Genomic DNA, 18,102 nt, shown 5'->3' on the forward strand with positions numbered 1-18,102 from the left:
CCACCCGCCGGAACAGCGGATGGGGCTGGATTATGTAATACCGTTAGGCGTCGTGATTATTCGATCACGTGGTCGTCATCGAGGGCTTCGAGCGCGCTTTCGTCGATCTCGGGCATCTCGTTGAGCTGACGCTCGGTGTAGCCGTTGAGGACGAGCGAGTTGTTCTCACCCACGGAGAAGGCGTCAAGCGGGACGGCGACGGTGTGTTCGCCAAGGCCCAGGAAACCGCCAAGACCGATGACCGCGGCGTAGGTGGTGCCGTCGGTGATGACGTAGTCGATTTCGCCCACGTCGTTGTTGCGGCCGCCGTAGACTTCCATGCCGATCAGGTCACCGACCCGGACACCGCGGAGTTGGCCGTCGTTGGCCATCCGGGCTTCTTCAGCCATGCGCTCGGCTTCCATTTCGGCTTCGTCGGTGTCGACGTCAACGTCCATGTCGGCGTCTGCGTCCATGTCAGCGTCTGCGTCCATGTCGGCGTCTGCGTCCATGTCGGCGTCTGCGTCCATATCGGCGTCTGCGTCCATCGCGGCGGCGTCAGTTTCCTCGCCTTCGATTACGTTCACTTCGGCTTCGCCCTGGGCCACGTTGACCTCGGCTTCCTCGGCAGGAACCACGTCGATCTGTGGATCGGCTTCGTCGATGGTCACGTTGGCTTCACCGGACTGCTCGATCTGGACGTCGGCCTCGGCCTGCGAAATCTCGACGCTGGCTTCTTCGGCTTCCTGGACGCGGATCTCGGGCTCGGCGCTGGTGACGTTCACCTGCGGCTCGGCCTCTTCGATCATGATCCGCGGCTCGGGGCGGATGAAGCGCACGACGGGCTCGGGCTGGGCCACGTCCACGCGGGGCTCACCGGTGGCGACGTCAACCTCGGGCTCGGGGATACGTACGGTCACGATCGGCTCGGGGATGCGGACGGTGACGATGGGCTGCGCCTGCTCGATCGTGATGATCGGCGCCTGCTGCTCCACGTTCACGTTGGGCTGGGCCACGGTGACGGTAATTTCCGGCTGCGGCTGCTCGACGGTCACCTCGGGGGTGCGCTGGTCCACGGTGACGGTGGGATCGGGAACGTCTACGTCGACGGTGGCTTCGCCCTGCTCGACGACCAGCTGGCCTCCGGCGGCGGCGTCACCAACGACGATCGGGTTGCCTTCAGCGTCCACTTCAGCCTCGGTCTGGGCCGTGACGGGGAGGGCCAGGGCAAGGACGGCGGCGCTGCTCATCAGCATGGCTTTGATGGGGTTATTCATATTACGTTTCCTTTTTTATGCGACGTTGAATGCGGTGCGTTCGGCGCAGGTATGCATGTCAAGGAAACGTGAACGGGCGGTGCTTGTTCCCACAATTTTTCACATTTTCGGCAATTGGAATTGCGGGTGAATTGGGGGCCTCTGCGTCAACAAACGAGGGCTCCGGAAGTTCCGGATTCAATTCTCGGGGACGCAGGTAAGTAGCGGGAAGCTGGCGGAGCTGCGCGCGGGCGTGAAGGCCGGCTCAGTGATGTTCCGGGGGAGGGACGACCCCGCAGCGGGGGTCGTCCGAGAGGTGCGGCGGGCGGGCCTAGTGGTCGCCCAGAATGCCTGTGCGAACGGAGTAATCGGTGGCGACCTCGTAATCAGGGTCGTCGTCGCTGTCGATCACAAGGTGGCCGGCTTTCTGCAGCAAGGCGTGGCAATCGCGGGTCAGGTGGCGCAGTTCGATCTTCTTGCCAGCGGCCTCGTATTGCGCGGCAACTTTCTCGATGGCCTGCAGGGCGGACTGGTCGGCAACGCGGCTTTCGGCGAAATCGACGACGACGAGGGAGGGGTCGTTTTCGGGATCGAAGAGTTCGTTGAAGCCGGCGGCGGAGCCGAAGAAGAGCGGGCCCTTCACCTGGTAGACGCGGGCGCCCTCCGGGGTCTCGTAGGTCGTGGCGTAGATGCGGGTCGCGTTCTGCCAAGCATAGGCCAGCGCCGAGACGATGACGCCCACAACGACGGCGGTTGCGAGGTCGGTGGCCACGGTCACGACGGTCACCAGCACGATGACGAAGGCATCGGTCAGCGGCACCTTGAAGAGGATCTTGAGCGAGTTCCACGCGAAGGTGCCGATCACCACCATGAACATCACGCCCACGAGGGCGGCCAGCGGGATCTGCTCGATCAGGCTGGAGCCGAAGAGGATGAAGGACAGCAGGAACAGCGCCGCCGCGGTGCCGGCAATGCGGGTGCGCGCGCCGGACTTCACGTTGATCATCGACTGGCCGATCATCGCGCAGCCGCCCATGCCGCCGAAGAAACCGGTGACGGTGTTGGCCACGCCTTGGGCCACGCATTCCTGGCTGGCGCCGCCTTTTTGGCCGGTGATCTCGCCCACGAGGTTGAGGGTCAGCAGGCTCTCGATCAGGCCGATGGCCGAGAGGATCAGCGCGTAGGGGAGGATGATCTGGAACGTTTCCCACGTGAGCGGGACCGCAGGGATGTGGAAGGCGGGCAGGCCGCCCTCGATGGAGGCCAGATCGCCCACGCGCGGCACCTCGATGCCGAAGATCAGCACGATGCCGGCCGTGATCGCGATGCCCGCAAGCGGCGCTGGGATCGCGCTGGTCAGCTTCGGCAGCGCCCAGATGATCGCCATGGTGAGCACGACAAGCGCGAGCATGGTGATCAACTCGGCGCCTTGCAGCCATTCGCCGCTGGCCATGCCGTGGCCCGAGGCCTCGGCCGAGCCCGGCACCTGGAATTGCCCCAGCTGCGCGAGGAAAATCACGATGGCAAGGCCGTTGACGAAGCCCAGCATCACCGGATGCGGCACGAGGCGGATGAACTTGCCCCAGCGCAGCACGCCGACGCCGATCTGGATCAGGCCCATCAGGACCACGGTGGCGAGCAGGTATTCCAGCCCATGCACCGCCACGAGGCTCACCATGACAACGGCGAGCGCCCCGGTGGCGCCCGAGATCATGCCGGGCCGACCGCCGATCAGCGCGGTGATCAACCCCACGATGAAGGCAGCGTAGAGGCCCACCAGCGGGTGCACCCCGGCCACGAAGGCGAAGGCGACTGCTTCGGGCACCAGAGCCAGCGCGACGGTGAGGCCGGCGAGGATCTCGATCCGCAGGCGCGCGGGGCCCCAGCCGTGGCCCATGTTGGACAATTCGGGAGTGAGACGACTTTTGGCGGCAGCCGGAAGGATGCGGGGCATGGGTACCTCTTGGCGGATCGGATGGGAGGCCGGCGGCCCAAGGGGCTACGGCGTGCTGCCGCTCCCCTACGCCCGCAGGCCCGGTAAGTCACGGGCTAGTTGCACTGTTGCGGCAAGGGGCGTTGCGAAAACCCCACGGGGCGGGGGCGGTCGCAGCGCTGCGTTGCAACCGGGCGGGTGGGGTGCGACGCTGCGATGGCGGCAAGAAGGAGCAGCGCATGGACCGGCATTTGGCGATCATCGGCGGATCGGGGCTGTACCAGATCGATGGGATGGAGGAGGCCGCGTGGCGCTCTGTCGAGAGCCCCTTTGGTACGCCCTCCGACGAAATCCTGACCGGACGGCTGGGGGCGGTGCGGCTGTCGTTCCTGCCGCGCCATGGGCGCGGGCATGTGCATAGCCCGACCGACGTGCCCTACCGCGCCAACATCGACGCGCTCAAAAGGATCGGGGTGACGGATGTCGTCTCGGTCTCGGCCTGCGGCTCGTTTCGCGAGGAGATGGCACCGGGCGATTTCGTCATCGTGGATCCATTCATCGACCGGACCTTTGCGCGGGAGAAGAGCTTCTTCGGCTCGGGCTGCGTCGCCCATGTCTCACTGGCGGAGCCTGTCTGTCCGGAGTTGTCCACCACGGCGCGCGCGGCGGCGGAAGCGGCGGGCGTGCGGGTCCATGACTGCGGCACCTACCTCGCGATGGAAGGACCGCAGTTCTCGACGCTGGCCGAGAGCCGGATGTACCGGGCGTGGGGCTGCGACGTAATCGGGATGACCAACATGCCCGAGGCCAAACTCGCGCGGGAAGCCGAGCTTTGCTATGCCTCGGTCGCGATGATCACCGACTATGACAGCTGGCATCCCGAGCACGGGGCGGTGGAGATCACGCAGATCATCGAGACCTTGAAAGGCAATGCGGAAGCCGCGCGCAGCATGGTCACGGGGATTGCGCGGGCGCTGTCGGAGAAGCCCTCCTGCGAGGCAGGATGCGACCGGGCGCTGGAGCACGCGGTGATGACAGCGCCAGAGAAGCGAGACCCACAGGTCGCGGCAAAGCTGGACGCGGTCGCGGGGCGGGTGTTGCAATAATCGTTGACAGGGGCGGCGCGCTGGGGATGGCTCGGCGTGGCGCACCTTCGGAGGATCACGATGCCCTTGGACACCTGGCTCACCTTTGTGGCGGCGACCGCCGTGCTATTGCTGATCCCCGGCCCCACGATCCTCTTGGTGCTGAGTTACGCGATCAGCCAGGGCCGGCGGGTCGCGGTCTCCACCGCGGCGGGCGTGGCGGTGGGTGATCTGGTGGCGATGACGGCCTCGCTGGCCGGGCTGGGCGCGCTGGTGATGGCATCGGCCACCTTGTTCATGGTGCTGAAATGGGTCGGCGCGGTCTATCTTGTCTACCTCGGGGTGAAGATGATCGCGGGGTCGCGCGCGGCGCGGCTCTCGCTTCCCGAAAAACCGACGCGATCTCGACCCGGCGCACGTTCACCCATGCGGCAGCGGTCACGGCGCTGAACCCCAAGTCCATTGCCTTCTTCATCGCTTTCGTACCGCAGTTCATCCGCACCGACGCTCCGCTGCTGCCGCAATTCGCGATCCTCATAGGCACCTTCGTGAGCATGGCGGCGCTCAACGCGCTGGCCTATGCGCTGCTCGCCGGAGGATTGCGCGACCGGCTGGCACGGCCCGGCGTGATTGCATGGCTCACGCGGGCGGGCGGCGCGACGCTGATCGCCATGGGCGTGCTGACGGCCACGTTGCGGCGCGGCTAGAGGTCATCGAGGCGAACCGCCCGCATCGCGCGGGTAAGCGGGGCGAGCGCAGGCGCGGTCAGGCGATTGACGTGCCAGAACAGCGGCGTTGCGAAGGTCAACGTGGGGTCGAGGTCCACCAAGCTGCCGTCCGCCAAGGCCTCGCGCACCAGAGGCGTGGGGTTGAGACCCCAGCCGATGCCAAGCTGCGCGGCCTCCACGAACGCTTGCGTGTTGGCCATGTAGTGGGTGGGCATCGGCACGGTGACACCCAACTTGCGGGTCACCCAGTCGCGTTGCAGCTTGTCCTTCGTGTCGAACGTCAGGACCGGCGCCTGCGAGATGGCCTCGGCACTGACGCCGTCCGGAAAATAGCGGTCGACAAAGGCGGGGCTGGCGCAGGCGATGTAGTGAAGGCTGCCGAGGGGGTAGCAGTCGCAACCTTGCAGCGCCTGCGGTCGCGACGAGATCGCGGCGGAGACCTGACCGCGCTTGAGCCAGACATCGGAGTGATCCTGATCGTCGAGAACCAGATCGTAGAAAAACCCGTCGAGCGGCGCGAGGACCGGGAGCAGCCACGCCGCGAGGCTGTCGGCGTTGGTGGCGATGCGGACCGGCGCACGGGTGTCACTGTCCCGGCCCAGATCGCGGGCGAGCGTCGTCTCGAGCAGGTGCATCTGATCACGGTGGCGCAACAGCTTCTCGGCCGCAGGCGTGGCGCGGCAGGGCTGGCCGCGTTCAACGAGGATCATGCCAAGGCGGTCTTCAAGCTGCTTGATCCGCTGCGAGATCGCCGAGGGCGTTACGGCGAGTTGCGCGGCTGCAGAGTCGAAACTGCCGAGACGCACCACGGCGTAGAGTGCTTCAAGCTGAGGGTGTTCGAACATTAATTTCTCTAATGCAGCGTTAGCTATTGCGATTTGCCTAATGTGTCGTGCCGCCGTAGATCGGGCAAGGTCAATGCACGGAGCTCCCTCATGAACGCTTTTCTGGTCGGATTTGGTGTCAGCATCTCGCTGATCCTTGCCATTGGTGCGCAGAACGCTTTCGTTCTGCGGCAAGGCCTGCAGCGCCAGCATGTGGCTTTGGTCGTGACGATCTGCGCTTTGACCGACGCCTTGCTGATCGGGGTCGGGGTCTTCAGCATCGGCTGGATGACGTCCGAGGCCGCGTGGTTGGGCGACGCGCTCCTCTATGGCGGGGCGGCCTTCCTGATCTTCTATGGCGCCAAGTCATTCCATTCCGCATGGACCGGATCGGGTGCGTTGAAGGCAGCGGGCGAGGTTGTCCAGAGCTGGCAGACGGCGGCACTGACCTGCATCGCCGTGACCTGGCTCAATCCGCATATGTACCTCGACACGGTGGTGCTGGTCGGCTCGGTCTCGGCGCAATATCCCGATGCGAAGCTGACCTTCTGGCTCGGTGCCGTGCTGGCCTCTTTCACCTTCTTCGTGAGCCTCGGCTTCGGCGCGCGGCTGCTTGCGCCGGTCTTCGCCACGCGCCGGGCGTGGATCGTGCTCGACATCTTCGTGGGCGCGCTCATGTGGGCGATTGCCGCGAAACTGCTGCTCAGTTCTGGCGCTTGAGCCAGTCCATCACCGCGCCGCGCACCGATTGCGCGCCGGAGCCGCGCGCCTCGGTGATGACCGAGCGGGCCTCGCGCAGGTCCACCCGTCGCAGAAGCGACTTCACCGGGCCGATGGAAGCGGGCCGCATCGAGAGGTTGCGAAGGCCCATGGCGGCGAAACAGACCGCCTCCACTGGACGACCGGCATCCTCGCCGCAGAAGCTCAGCGACGTGTCAGCTTCTGAGCAACGGTGCACGATCTGCTCCAGAAAGGTAAGGAACGACACGTTGAGCGTGTCGTAGCGCCGGCGCACCCGTTCATTCTCGCGGTCGGCGGCGAAGAAGAACTGCTTCAGATCGTTGCCGCCGATGGAGATGAAATCCGCCATTTCGAAGAACTGATGCGGGGCGAAGGCCAACGAAGGCGTCTCCAGCATCGCACCGACCTCGAGCTTGCAGGGCAGGACGTGGCCGAGCGAGGCCTCGCGGTCCATCTCGCGCATCAGGTGATCGCGCGCGGCGGTGAATTCGTCGAATTGCGCGATGAAGGGGAACATGACCGAGAGCGGACGGCCGTTGGCGGCGCGGATCAGCGCCTGCAGCTGCATCCGCATGACGCCGGGTTTGTCGAGGCCCACGCGGATCGCGCGCCAGCCGAGTGCGGGGTTCGGCTCGTCCTGGGGCTTCATGTAGGGCAGCACCTTGTCGGAGCCGATGTCGAGGGTCCGGAAGACTACTTTCTTGTCGCCCGCCGCATCCATCACCTTGGCGTAGAGCTGCGCCAGCTCGCCCCGGCGCGGCACCCGGGCGCGGGTGAGGAACTGCAACTCGGTGCGGAAAAGGCCCACACCCTCGGCGCCCGAGGAGGGCAGGGAGGGCAGGTCGGCCATCAGGCCCGCGTTCATCTGCAACGACACGGTGGTGCCGCAGAGCGAGGTGGCGGGCTTGTCGCGGATCGAGGCGTAGCGCTCCTGCGCCTCGGCCTGCATCGCCAGCTTGTCGCGGAAGGCGGAAGCGACGGTATCCTCGGGGCGCAGGTGGACGATGCCTTGGTCGCCGTCGACGAGGATCGGGTCGCCGTTCAACGCCTCGGTGGTGATGCGCCGCGCATGGATCACCAGCGGGATCGCCAGCGCGCGGGCCACGATCGCGGCGTGGGAGCCGACGGAGCCTTCCTCCAGCACCACGCCGCGCAGGCTGCGGCCGTAATCCAGAAGTTCGCCGGGGCCGATGTTGCGGGCCACGAGAACCGGATCGTGGGGCATCTCGGCGCCGGTGTCATTGCCCTGTCCGGTCAATTGCCGCAGCAGGCGGTTGGAGAGATCGTCGAGATCGTGCAACCGCTCGCGCAGGTAGGCGTCTGGAACCGTTTCCAGCCGCGCGCGGGCCGAAGATTGCTCCTTCTCGACGGCAGCCTCGGCGGAGAGGCCGCGCTCGATATCCTCTTCCATCCGCCGCATCCAGCCGCGCGAGCGGGCAAACATGCGATAGGCTTCCAGAACCTCGGCCTGATCCTTGTCTCCCTTGCCGACATCGGTCAGCATCTGGTCGATATCGGTCCGCAGTTTCTCGACCGCCTCGTTCAGGCGCTGCTTCTCGACATCGGGATCGTCGGCCACCGGGTTGGTCACCACCACGCGCGGCTCGTGCAGCCAGACATGGCCCATTGCCGCGCCTTCCTGCGCCGTGCCGCCCTTGAACATGACCTGGTTGGTATGTCGCGCCGAAAGCGCAGCACCTTCACCGACGAAGGCACCAAGCTCGGTCATTTCAGCCAGCACCATGGCCACGACTTCGACGGCGTAGACCTCATCCTCGGAGTATTCGCGCTCGTCCTTGGATTGCACGACGAGAACGCCCAGACGCTCTCCCAACCGCTGGATCGGCACGCCGAGGAAGGAGGAATAGGCCTCTTCCCCGGTTTCGGCCATGTAGCGAAAACCACGCTCGGCCGGGGCGTTGGCGGTATTGATCGGGCGCGCGCGCCTTGCGACGCGGCCCACGAGACCCTCGCCGATGCGCATCCGGGTAACGTGGACGGCCTCGGCGGAGAGACCTTGGGTGGCGCAAAGCTCCAACGTCTCGGAATCGCGCAGGAGGTAGATGGAACAGACCTCCGTGCCCATGGAATCGGCGATCAGATGGGTGATCCGGTCAAGACGCTCCTGCCCCTCGGCGGCCTCGGCCATGACGGCCTGCAAACGCGACAGGAGCTTGCGACTTTCTGTTTCTGAGTCTTGCGTCATTCGTCCCCGCATTGGCAGCGTGCTGCCGCCCACCCACAAGATGTAGCGCGTGCAGGGTTTGTTCGGCAATGCTGCTGTGGGCATTGTTTGCGATAACCGCGCAAGCCCCGTGGGAGAAGAGCGGTTACTTCCGTATTTTAGAAAAGGTGAAGCGGGGCGGGGGCGCTGGCCCGCAAGGGTGTGGAGCACCTGCGAAAATCGGTGTAGGGCCGGGTGAGGCAACACGGGGGGCAACGCGATGGCGGTAGAGATGCGGGCAGCGGACGCGGTAGCGGCGCGATTGTACGAGGCCGGGTGCCGGCATGCTTTCGGAATGCCCGGCGGCGAGGTGCTGACGCTGGTCGACGCGCTGGAGAAGGCGGGGATCGCGGTCCATCTGGTGAAACACGAGAATGCGGGCGGCTTTATTGGCGAAGGCGTGCATCACGTGGACGGCGCGCCGGTGATCCTGCTGGCCACGGTGGGACCGGGTTTGCTGAACGCGGTCAATGTCGTGGCCAATGCGGAGCAGGACCGGGTGCCGATGGTGGTGCTGACCGGCTGCCTCGATCCCGACGAGGCGCTGACCTACACCCATCAGGTGCTCGACCACCGCGCGGTGCTGGAGCCTGTGACCAAGGCCACCTTCACCCTGACCGCCGCCGAGGCCGACACGATTGCCGACAAGGCGGTGGCCATCGCAACCGAGCGCCGCGCCGGGCCGGTGTTGATCGATGTGCCGATCTCGGTCGCGGATGCGCCCTGCGCGCAGAAGGGGCGGCGGCGGGCGGAAGCGGCGAAGGTAGCGCCCTTCGGGAGCGATCTGGCGCGCGCCGTCACGTGGTTGGAAGAGGCCGCGCGGCCGGTGATCATCGCGGGGCTCGACGTGCTGGCCGATGATGCCGCGGCGGCGTTGCGGGCCTTCGCAGAGGCGCGCGGCATTCCGGTGATCACGACATACAAGGCCAAGGGCGTGCTGCCCGAGGATCACCCGCTGGCCATGGGCGGGGCGGGGTTGTCTCCGCTGGCCGATATCCACCTGCTGCCGCTGGTGCGGCAGGCGGACCTAATCCTGTGCCTAGGCTATGATCCGATCGAGATGCGGCCCGGCTGGCGTGAGGTCTGGGATCCGGCAAAGCAGCGGGTCATCGACATTCAAGCCGTTCCGAACCGGCACTACATGCATCAGGCGGGCTTGAGCTTCACCTGCGACATCGGCGCGGGCATCGGCGCGCTCACGGCGGCCCGCCCGCGCGAGGTTTGGGCCGATGGCGAACCGGGCGCCACCAAGGCGGCGCTGGGGCGTGCCTTCCCGCAGGATGACGCCTGGGGTCCCGCGGGGGTGATCGCTGGAGCCCGCGCCGCGCTGCCCGCCAACACGCGCGTGGCCGTGGACAGCGGCGCGCACCGGATCCTGTTGAGCCAGATGTGGCAGTGCCCGATGCCGCGCACCTTGATCCAGTCGACCGGGCTTTGCACCATGGGCTGCGCCGTGCCGATGGCCATGGGGTTGGCGCTGGCGGACCCGGACAGTCCGGCCGTCGGCTTTGCCGGCGATGGCGGTTTCCTCATGGTTGCCGGAGAGTTGACGACGGCCGCCGACATGGGTTTGAAACCGATCATCATCGTGCTGGTGGACGCCTCCCTTTCGCTCATCGAGTTGAAGCAGCGGCAGCGCCAGCTGAAGAACGCGGCGGTGGATTACCCGGCTCGACACGACGTGGCAGCCATGGCGCGGGCCATGGGCGGGGCGGGCACGCAGGTGCGCAACCGGGCGGAATTGCGCGCGGCCATCGAGGCGGCCTTGCAGGCAGACACTTTCACCGTCATCGCCGCTGAAATCGACCGAGGAGGATATGATGACCGCATCTGAGCAATCGCAGGCAGCAAGCGCCGGCAAGGGGCCCCTCGACGGGGTGGTGGTGCTCGACCTCTCGCGCATTCTGGCGGGGCCGACCTGCACGCAGGTTCTGGGAGATCTCGGCGCCACGATCATCAAGATCGAGCACCCGGAGCGGGGCGATGATACGCGAACCTGGGGGCCGCCCTTTGCCTTGGGCGAGGACGGCGAGGCCACGGATCTGTCGAGCTATTTCATGTGCGCCAACCGCAACAAGCTCTCGGTCGCCGTGGACATCGCGACACCCGAGGGGCAGGAGACGATCCAACAGATCGCGGCGCGGGCGGATATCCTGATCGAGAATTTCAAACCCGGCGGGTTGGAGAAATACGGGCTCGATCACCGCACCGTGCTCGCGACGTACCAACAGCTTATCTATTGCTCGATCTCAGGCTTCGGGCACACCGGGCCGAACCGGGAGAAGCCGGGCTATGACCTGATGGCGCAGGGCTATTCCGGCATCATGTCCCTGACCGGGGAGGCGGACGGCGCGCCGGTGAAAGTCGCCGTGGGCATCGCCGACGTGATGACCGGCATGTATGCCAGCGTCGGCATCCTCGCGGCGCTGCGGCACCGCGACCAAACCGGGGAGGGGCAGCACGTGGACCTCTCGCTCGTGGATGCGTCGCTGGCGTGGATGATCAACGAAGGCGTGGCTCATCTGACCACTGGCAAACCGCGTCCGCGCCGGGGCCACCAGCACGCGACGATCGTGCCGTATCAGACATTCGCCTGCGCCGACGGCTTCGTGCTCGTCGCGGTAGGCAACGACCTGCAATACACACGCTTCTGCGACTTCCTCGGTCGCCCGGACCTCGCCGACGATCCGCGTTTCGCCACCAACTCGGCGCGCGTGGTGAACCGAGAGGTGCTGATCCCGATGTTGGAAGCGCTGATGACGGAGCACAGTCAGGCCGAGATCGTGGCAGGGCTTGAAGCGCGCAAGGTGCCCGTCGGGCCGGTCAACACGGTCGAGCAGGCCTTCGCCTCGGACCAGGCGAAAGCGCGCGAGATGCGGATCGACATGGCGAAAGAGGGGATCGACCGCGGCGCGGTGGAGTTGATCGGCAATCCGCTGAAGTTTTCCGCAACGCCCGTCACCTACCGCCGCCCGCCGCCGCATCTGGGAGAGGACACCCAGGCGGTTCTGGAATGGCTGGAAGGCAAGCGCGCCGCGCCGGAAGGGTGAAGGTCGTCTTGTAAGGTCTTGAGTTTGGATGAGTTTTCGCGTTCTTCGGGACGGGTTTGACACTCGATTGCGCGCCGCGTCGGCGACCCTCACAGGCTCCTCGCTGCCTCTCACATGTCCGTCATATGACTGCAAAGTACCTTCGCGCAGGGCCGCCGTTCGGCTACCCCGAGACAGGGACACCAGCAGGATCGGACACGGCATGGCGCAGATTGACTGTTTCGGCCAACCCATCACCATCGCGACGGCGGCAGGGGTTGAGGCTTGGAATGGCACGCAGATGGCGTTTCTCGCCCATGGCGCCGCAACCCCGGACCGGTTGGCAGAGACGCTGACCGCGGACTCGGCCTTTGCCCTCGGGCACGCCGTAAAGGGCTTGTTCATGATATTGCTCGGGCGGGGCGAGTTGCTGCCCACGGCGCGCGAGGCCTTGGAGGCCGCGAAGACCTCGATCCGGGAACGGCCGGTATCCGAGCGCGAGACGGCCTTCGTGGCCGCCCTGGAGATCTGGCTCGCAGGGTATCCGTCGAAAGCGGTCGCGATCCTTGACGATATTTTAACGAAATCGCCGGAAGATGCGCTCGCGATGAAACTTGCCCACGCGGTCCGCTTCGTGTTGGGCGATGCACAGGGAATGCGCCGCTCGGTCGAAGCGGTGATGTCTGCCTATGGTCTCGACCACCCCGGGCGCGGCTATCTGATGGGCTGTCACGCTTTCGCGCTGGAAGAAACCGGCGACTATGCGCGCGCCGCCACGGCGGGCCGCGCGGCTCTGGAAGTCGCCCCCGACGACGCTTGGGGGCTGCACGCGGTGGCCCATGTCTATGACATGACGGGCGCATCGGAAGGTGGTTTGGGCTGGCTCACGGGACGCGAGGCGGCGTGGGAGAACTGTAATAATTTTCGCTACCACGTGTGGTGGCACAAGGCGCTGCTGCATCTCGATCTCCGGCAGACGGAGGAGGTGCTCGACCTCTACGACCGACTGATCCGCGCGGACAAGACCGACGACTACCGTGATATCGCCAATGCGACCTCGCTCCTGATGCGGTTGGAGTTGGAGGGCGTGGACGTGGGCGACCGGTGGGACGAGCTGGCAGATACATCTGCGGCGCGCGCGGAAGACGGGCAGCTCGTCTTCGCAGATCTCCACTATCTTCTCGCGCTGATCGGCGGGCGCCGTTCGGAGGCGGTGGACCGTCTGGTGGGGCGCATCGCCGCCGACGGCGCGCGGGCCGAGACCGAGGCGGAGCTGCGCATGGCGGCCCCCGGCATCGCGGCGGCGCAAGGGTTGGAGGCTTTCGGCGAGGGCAACTACAGCGCCGCGTTTCGCGGGCTCAGGACGGCGCGGCGGCACATTCAGTTGGCCGGCGGCTCACATGCCCAGCGCGACGTCTTCGAGCGGCTGACGATCGACGCAGGCATCCGCGCCGGTGCCATGGACGGTGCCCTCGAGATCCTTGATGCGCGCACCCAGCGGCGCGCGGGCCGCGATGATACATATGCGGCCACCCGGCGCGAAATGATTGCCACGGCAACCGCTGCCGCGGCCGCCGCATCGGCTCGATAGGACGCGCGGTCTTGTCTCTGGTTACGTCATCCACCACCGATTTCGTCTCTCCCCGGTCCGCCCCCGCCCCTGCGGCTGCGTCCGCGACGACCCGCGATCCGCGGCTGGATTTCTTCCGTGGCATCGCCATGATCATCATCCTTTTCGCCCATACGCCGGGCAATTTCTTCACCTCGTGGATCCCCGCGCGCTGGGGCTTTTCGGACGCGACGGAGATGTTCGTCTTCTGCTCCGGCATGGCCTCGGCCATTGCCTTCGGGCGGACCTTCGAGAGGGCCGGATGGGGATTGGGCGCCGCGCGGGTCGGCTTTCGCTGTTGGCAGGTCTACTGGGCGCATATCGGCATGTTCTTCGCCATCGCCGCGCTGATGGTGGCGCTCAACGCCTTCGGGCCGTTCGAGCGTGATTACGTGGGACAGCTGAACCTCTATCCGTTCTTCAACGGGATCACGCGCGGCGAGGTGCTGGCATCCTCGACGATGGATCAAATGCTGGGGCTGCTGACCCTGACCTACGTGCCGAATTATTTCGACATCCTGCCGATGTACCTCGTGATTCTGGCGATGATGCCCCTTGTCATGGCGCTCAGCCGGGTGAGCCTCTGGCTGACCGGGGCAGTGGTGCTGACGGTATGGCTCTTCGCCCAGACGCAACTTCTGGAAGCCCTCGGCGTGGCGCATCTGGCACTGTCACTGCCGGCCGAGCCGTGGAGCGATCGGCAGTGGTTCTTCAACCCGTTCGGCTGGCAACTGGTCTTCTTCACGGGCTTTGCGCTGATGATGGGCTGGCTGCCCAAGCCGCCGGTGAACAAGTGGTTGATCGCGGCTGCAGCCGTTGTCGTTCTGGCAAACATTCCGCTCTCCAACATCGGGGTGCGGGCGGTGAACCGGGAGTGGTTGGGTCTCGCCTTCGAAGGCAACCCGGTAATCGATTGGCGCGTCGCGAACCGGATCTGGATCACCAAAACCGACTTCGGTGTGTTGCGCTATGTCCAGTTCCTGTCGCTCGCCTATCTGGCTTGGGTCATGGTGGGCGAGCAGGGTAAACACCTGATCGCAAAGGGCTCCAGCCTGACTGCGCGGGTGTGGGACAGGCTGGTGCGAACCTTGATGAAGATCGGGCAGCAGAGCCTTGCGGTCTTCGTCTTCTCGATGATCCTCGCGCGGTTGAACGGCTTCTGGCTCGACCAATGGGGGCGCGATGCCGCGTGGCACACGGTCTTCGTGAACCTTCTCGGCGTGGCGCTGCTGGTCGCCGTGGCCTACGGCGTGGGTTGGGTAAAGACGCAACCCTGGCGGGTGCGGCGATGACGGGAGGGCGCGAGCAAGCAGCGGGACTGTCACGACGCGCGTCGCTGGCGCTTCTCGGCGCCGCTATGGCCGCGCCCGCGATGGCGATGCCGATGGTGCGTGCGGGCTCGGCTCATCGGTTCGACCGCGCGTGGCTGGAAGCCGAGGCGCAACGGCTGTCACAAGCGCCCTACACGCCGATGCCGGAGGTGCCCGAGGCCTGGCGTGACCTCAGCTACGACGAATACCGGATGATGTGGTTCAACCCTCAGCGCAGCCTCTGGAGCGACGAGGACCGGCCCTTCAAGGTCGATTTCTTCCACCCCGGCCTCTATTTCCCGCGGCCCGTCGAGGTAAACGTCGTCGAAAACGGAGAGGCGCAAACCCTCGCCTTCGACATGTCGCTCTTCGATCGCACGGACGGCTTTCCCGACCTGCCGGTGGATGACACCATGGGATATACCGGCCTGCGGTTGCGGGGCGAGCTGGAACACCCCGAGATCTATACGGAATTCGCAGTCTTCCAGGGCGCGAGCTATTTTCGGGCGATCGGGGCAGGGATGACTTACGGGCTGTCGGCACGGGGTCTCACGATCAACACCGCAGCACCCGAGGGAGAGGAATTTCCCGAGTTCACGCGCTTCTGGCTCGAGGCGCCGGCGCCGGGGGACACGGTGCAAGTGGTCCACGCGCTGCTCGATGGCGAAAGCTGCACTGGCGTCTTCACCTTCCGCATCACGCCGGGCGCGGCGACGCGGATGTCGGTGGAGGTCACGCTGTTTCCGCGCGTCGATCTCGCCCATGTGGGCTTTGCCCCGCTCACCTCGATGTTCCTGTTCGATCAGACCAACCGGGCGGGCCACGATGACTTTCGTCCGGCGGTGCATGACAGCGATGGGCTGATGATCCACAACGGCGCGGGAGAGCTGCTCTTTCGGCCGTTGAAGAACCCTGCCCAGCTTGAGGTCTCCTCTTTCGTGGACGACAGCCCTCGCGGCTTCGGCCTGATGCAGCGCGCCCGGGACCTGTCCGATTTCGAGGACTTCGAGGCGCGCTACGACCGCCGCCCGTCCCTGTGGATAACGCCGGGGGAAAGCTGGGGAGAAGGTTCTGTTCAGCTGGTGGAAATCCCTTCTGAACTGGAGGTTTACGACAATATCGTCGCCTACTGGCGACCCCGCGCGGGTTTACGCGCGGGAGAGGTCTATCGCTACAGCTACGATATGGAGTGGAGCGCCGAGCCGCCGCGTCCGCGTGACGTCGCCCCGGTACTCAACACCGCGATCGGCGGCAATTGGGACCGCTCGCGCACGCTCGTGTCGATCGATTTCGCGGACCACCCGGCGCTGGCGGATGAACCGGAGGCCTATACGTCGGTGATCCGGGCCAATCGCGGCGTGGTGTCGGATGGCGTGCTGGAGCGCAATCCGCGCACGAATGGCCTGCGCCTGACGTTCTCGCCGGACCCGGAGGCGCACCCCTCGATGGAGTTGCGCGCGCAGTTGCTGCGTGAGGGGGAACCTGCCACGGAGGTCTGGCTTTACCGGTGGTCTCCATGACCAACATCCTGCGCGCAGAGCCCAATATGCCGCCGGAGATGCCTCTGCGGCGCCCGATCCAGAACCTGCGCGCCGATTACCGTGACGCCAGCGCGCCGGGCCTGTCCCGAAGCCGCGCGTGGCGCTGGCGGTTGGCCACGTTCCTGCCCGCCTTCGCGACGACCTTCGCACTGGTTGCAGCCTTTACCGACTGGTTCGCGATGGGCGGCCTGACGGGCTTCGAGACGGCTCTCATCGCCCTGATCGCCATCACTTTTTTCTGGATATCACTCTCCGTCGCTACGGTGACGGTCGGAATCGTGCGGATGCTGCTGACCCGCGAGACGGCATCGGTTAGCGCGGGTCCCGCGCTTGATGTCGCGCTGCTCGTGCCCTGCTACAACGAGGTCCCGTGGGACGTTTTCGGCAACGCCTGCGCGATGGTGGAGGCGCTGGAGAGGCATCCAACACCGCACCGCTTCACGCTCTTCATCCTGTCCGACACGCGCGACGCGCGGATCGCCGAACAGGAGCTCCGCGCCTTTGCCTGCCTGCGCACACGGCTCCCGATCCATTACCGCCGCCGCAGTGACAACGTGGATCGCAAGGTCGGCAACATCGCCGAATGGGTGGAGCGTTGGGGGGGCGGATATGGCGCGATGATGGTGCTCGACGCCGATAGCCTGATGTCGGGCGATGCCATCGTCGCGCTGACTGACGAGCTGGCTCGCGATCCGTCCGCCGGCCTGATCCAGACCTTCCCGCAACTCTACGGCGCCGAGACCGTCTTCGCGCGGGTGCAGCAATTCGCCTCCGCCATCTACGGCGCGGTGCTGGCGGAGGGGCTGGCAACCTGGAGCGACCGCGAAGGGAATTACTGGGGCCATAACGCGATCATCCGGACCGCCGCCTTTGCGGCCTGCGCCGGATTGCCCCGCGTGCGGACCTTCTCGGGCAAGGGCGCGATGATCCTCTCCCATGATTTCGTCGAGGCCGGCCTATTGCGGCGCGCGGGATGGGGCGTGCGTTTTTCGCCGCGCATCAAGGGCAGCTACGAGGAGGTCCCGGCAACGCTGATCGACTACGTGATCCGCGATCAGCGCTGGTGTCAGGGGAACCTGCAACACCTCAAGCTGTTGGCGGCAAAGGGGTTTCACGGTGTCAGCCGCTTCCACCTGCTGCACGGCGCCGTCAGCTACCTGCTGAGCCCCGCATGGTTCGCCCTGCTGACGGTCTGGGCGCTGATCGGCACCGGCGCGGAGCAAAACGTGATCCGCTATTTCGCCGGCGTGAACCCGCAGGTGCAATGGCCGGAAATGACGGCCATCCACGCCACCGCGCTTCTGGTGTTCATGTACGCGATGTTGCTTGCCCCCAAGGCCTTGGGCGCGGCGGCATTGGGCGGGATCGGTCTGCGAATTGCGGACCTAGGAGGGGTCTGGCGCTTTCTGGCATCCTTCGTGACCGAGTTGTTCCTGTCGATCCTCTACGCGCCGATCCTGATGGTGCAACAAACGGTGGCAGTGGTGAAGTCGCTGCTCGGCATTCGTGTCGAGTGGGGCGCACAGGCGCGACGGGGCGGGCGTCACGGGTTCTGGACGATGGTCCGGTTCCATTGGTTGGAGAGCGTCGCGGGAATCGGATTACTGGCCGGTATGGGGGCGGGCATCGTCTCGATCTGGCTCTTGCCCATCGCGATTTCACTGGCCTTCGCCGTACCGCTCTCGGCTCTCTCGGGCCTGCGGCTGACCCGCTTCCGCGCCACCGAGCGCGCGCTTGGCACGCCTGAGGTCTACGCCGCACCGGCGATCATCCGCGCGGCCATGGCGCACCGCGCGACCCTGCGGGACGTGCTGAACCAAGTGCCTGACGCCGCTGAATAATA

12 protein-coding genes and 1 pseudogene are annotated in these 18,102 nt (G+C 65.9%); 9 read left to right on the forward strand and 4 right to left on the reverse strand.

The features are described from left to right. Nucleotides 1-56: 56 nt before the first annotated feature. Both KYE46_RS06605 and KYE46_RS06610 read right to left on the reverse strand, forming a co-directional pair. Nucleotides 57-1,256 (reverse strand): PRC-barrel domain-containing protein, encoded by a 1,200-nt coding sequence (locus tag KYE46_RS06605; RefSeq protein WP_219004325.1) that lies wholly within the window; start codon nucleotides 1,254-1,256, stop codon nucleotides 57-59. A gap of 310 nt (nucleotides 1,257-1,566) precedes the next feature. Further along, complete coding sequence (locus tag KYE46_RS06610) at nucleotides 1,567-3,132, reverse strand: SulP family inorganic anion transporter (protein WP_428845080.1); 1,566 nt, start codon at nucleotides 3,130-3,132, stop codon at nucleotides 1,567-1,569. Nucleotides 3,133-3,407: 275 nt separating this feature from the next. On the opposite strand from KYE46_RS06610, the gene KYE46_RS06615 reads away from it, so the two are divergent. Then, the gene (locus KYE46_RS06615) at nucleotides 3,408-4,274 is read left to right on the forward strand and encodes an S-methyl-5'-thioadenosine phosphorylase (protein ID WP_219004329.1); all 867 of its coding nucleotides are present in this window, start codon (nucleotides 3,408-3,410) and stop codon (nucleotides 4,272-4,274) included. Nucleotides 4,275-4,334: 60 nt separating this feature from the next. Continuing rightward, a pseudogene (locus KYE46_RS06620) lies at nucleotides 4,335-4,960 on the forward strand (LysE family translocator). On the opposite strand, the gene KYE46_RS06625 reads toward KYE46_RS06620, so the two are convergent. Beyond that, a complete protein-coding gene (locus KYE46_RS06625) occupies nucleotides 4,957-5,826 on the reverse strand; it encodes a LysR family transcriptional regulator ArgP (RefSeq protein ID WP_219004330.1) in 870 nt (289 codons plus the stop codon). The pseudogene KYE46_RS06620 and the gene KYE46_RS06625 sit on opposite strands and share 4 nt — an antisense overlap. 90 nt (nucleotides 5,827-5,916) lie before the next feature. Here KYE46_RS06625 and KYE46_RS06630 point away from each other — a divergent pair, with 90 nt between their 5' ends. Next, nucleotides 5,917-6,525 carry a LysE/ArgO family amino acid transporter gene (locus tag KYE46_RS06630; RefSeq protein WP_219004332.1) on the forward strand — a complete coding sequence of 203 codons (609 nt, stop codon included), beginning with the start codon at nucleotides 5,917-5,919 and terminating at the stop codon, nucleotides 6,523-6,525. Here the strand turns inward: KYE46_RS06630 and ptsP are convergent. Beyond that, complete coding sequence (ptsP, locus tag KYE46_RS06635; protein WP_219004333.1) at nucleotides 6,509-8,752, reverse strand: phosphoenolpyruvate--protein phosphotransferase; 2,244 nt, start codon at nucleotides 8,750-8,752, stop codon at nucleotides 6,509-6,511. The two genes, KYE46_RS06630 and ptsP, sit on opposite strands and share 17 nt — an antisense overlap. 238 nt (nucleotides 8,753-8,990) lie before the next feature. Between ptsP and KYE46_RS06640 the strand changes: the two genes are divergently transcribed. The 6 genes from KYE46_RS06640 (at nucleotide 8,991) to mdoH (ending at nucleotide 18,100) form a co-directional block, all read left to right on the forward strand. Further along, nucleotides 8,991-10,604, forward strand: a complete 1,614-nt coding sequence (locus KYE46_RS06640) for a thiamine pyrophosphate-binding protein (protein WP_219004335.1) — start codon at nucleotides 8,991-8,993, stop codon at nucleotides 10,602-10,604. Beyond that, complete coding sequence (locus KYE46_RS06645; RefSeq protein WP_219004337.1) at nucleotides 10,591-11,820, forward strand: CaiB/BaiF CoA transferase family protein; 1,230 nt, start codon at nucleotides 10,591-10,593, stop codon at nucleotides 11,818-11,820. Before KYE46_RS06640 ends, KYE46_RS06645 begins: the two co-directional genes overlap by 14 nt. Before the next feature lie 202 nt (nucleotides 11,821-12,022). Beyond that, nucleotides 12,023-13,390 (forward strand): tetratricopeptide repeat protein, encoded by a 1,368-nt coding sequence (locus KYE46_RS06650; protein WP_219004339.1) that lies wholly within the window; start codon nucleotides 12,023-12,025, stop codon nucleotides 13,388-13,390. An 11-nt stretch (nucleotides 13,391-13,401) separates the two neighbouring features. After that, nucleotides 13,402-14,700 carry an OpgC family protein gene (locus tag KYE46_RS06655; protein WP_247716936.1) on the forward strand — a complete coding sequence of 433 codons (1,299 nt, stop codon included), beginning with the start codon at nucleotides 13,402-13,404 and terminating at the stop codon, nucleotides 14,698-14,700. After that, nucleotides 14,697-16,238 carry an OpgD/OpgG family glucan biosynthesis protein gene (locus KYE46_RS06660; RefSeq protein WP_219004341.1) on the forward strand — a complete coding sequence of 514 codons (1,542 nt, stop codon included), beginning with the start codon at nucleotides 14,697-14,699 and terminating at the stop codon, nucleotides 16,236-16,238. Before KYE46_RS06655 ends, KYE46_RS06660 begins: the two co-directional genes overlap by 4 nt. Further along, the gene (gene mdoH / locus KYE46_RS06665; RefSeq protein WP_219004343.1) at nucleotides 16,235-18,100 is read left to right on the forward strand and encodes a glucans biosynthesis glucosyltransferase MdoH; all 1,866 of its coding nucleotides are present in this window, start codon (nucleotides 16,235-16,237) and stop codon (nucleotides 18,098-18,100) included. The genes KYE46_RS06660 and mdoH overlap by 4 nt, the downstream gene beginning before the upstream one ends. Nucleotides 18,101-18,102 lie beyond the last annotated feature (2 nt).

The organism is Gymnodinialimonas ceratoperidinii, assembly GCF_019297855.1.
In the GTDB taxonomy this organism is placed as follows: domain Bacteria; phylum Pseudomonadota; class Alphaproteobacteria; order Rhodobacterales; family Rhodobacteraceae; genus Gymnodinialimonas; species Gymnodinialimonas ceratoperidinii.

What these genes read in the sequence shown, in the direction of transcription:
- KYE46_RS06650 (WP_219004339.1), top strand. Translation starts at nt 12,023, where the DNA reads ATGGCGCAGATTGACTGTTTCGGCCAACCCATCACCATCGCGACGGCG.
- KYE46_RS06605 (WP_219004325.1), bottom strand. Translation starts at nt 1,256, where the DNA reads ATGAATAACCCCATCAAAGCCATGCTGATGAGCAGCGCCGCCGTCCTT.
- KYE46_RS06625 (WP_219004330.1), bottom strand. Translation starts at nt 5,826, where the DNA reads ATGTTCGAACACCCTCAGCTTGAAGCACTCTACGCCGTGGTGCGTCTC.
- KYE46_RS06610 (WP_428845080.1), bottom strand. Translation starts at nt 3,132, where the DNA reads ATGGGCCACGGCTGGGGCCCCGCGCGCCTGCGGATCGAGATCCTCGCC.
- KYE46_RS06630 (WP_219004332.1), top strand. Translation starts at nt 5,917, where the DNA reads ATGAACGCTTTTCTGGTCGGATTTGGTGTCAGCATCTCGCTGATCCTT.
- ptsP (WP_219004333.1), bottom strand. Translation starts at nt 8,752, where the DNA reads ATGACGCAAGACTCAGAAACAGAAAGTCGCAAGCTCCTGTCGCGTTTG.
- KYE46_RS06660 (WP_219004341.1), top strand. Translation starts at nt 14,697, where the DNA reads ATGACGGGAGGGCGCGAGCAAGCAGCGGGACTGTCACGACGCGCGTCG.
- mdoH (WP_219004343.1), top strand. Translation starts at nt 16,235, where the DNA reads ATGACCAACATCCTGCGCGCAGAGCCCAATATGCCGCCGGAGATGCCT.
- KYE46_RS06615 (WP_219004329.1), top strand. Translation starts at nt 3,408, where the DNA reads ATGGACCGGCATTTGGCGATCATCGGCGGATCGGGGCTGTACCAGATC.
- KYE46_RS06645 (WP_219004337.1), top strand. Translation starts at nt 10,591, where the DNA reads ATGACCGCATCTGAGCAATCGCAGGCAGCAAGCGCCGGCAAGGGGCCC.
- KYE46_RS06640 (WP_219004335.1), top strand. Translation starts at nt 8,991, where the DNA reads ATGGCGGTAGAGATGCGGGCAGCGGACGCGGTAGCGGCGCGATTGTAC.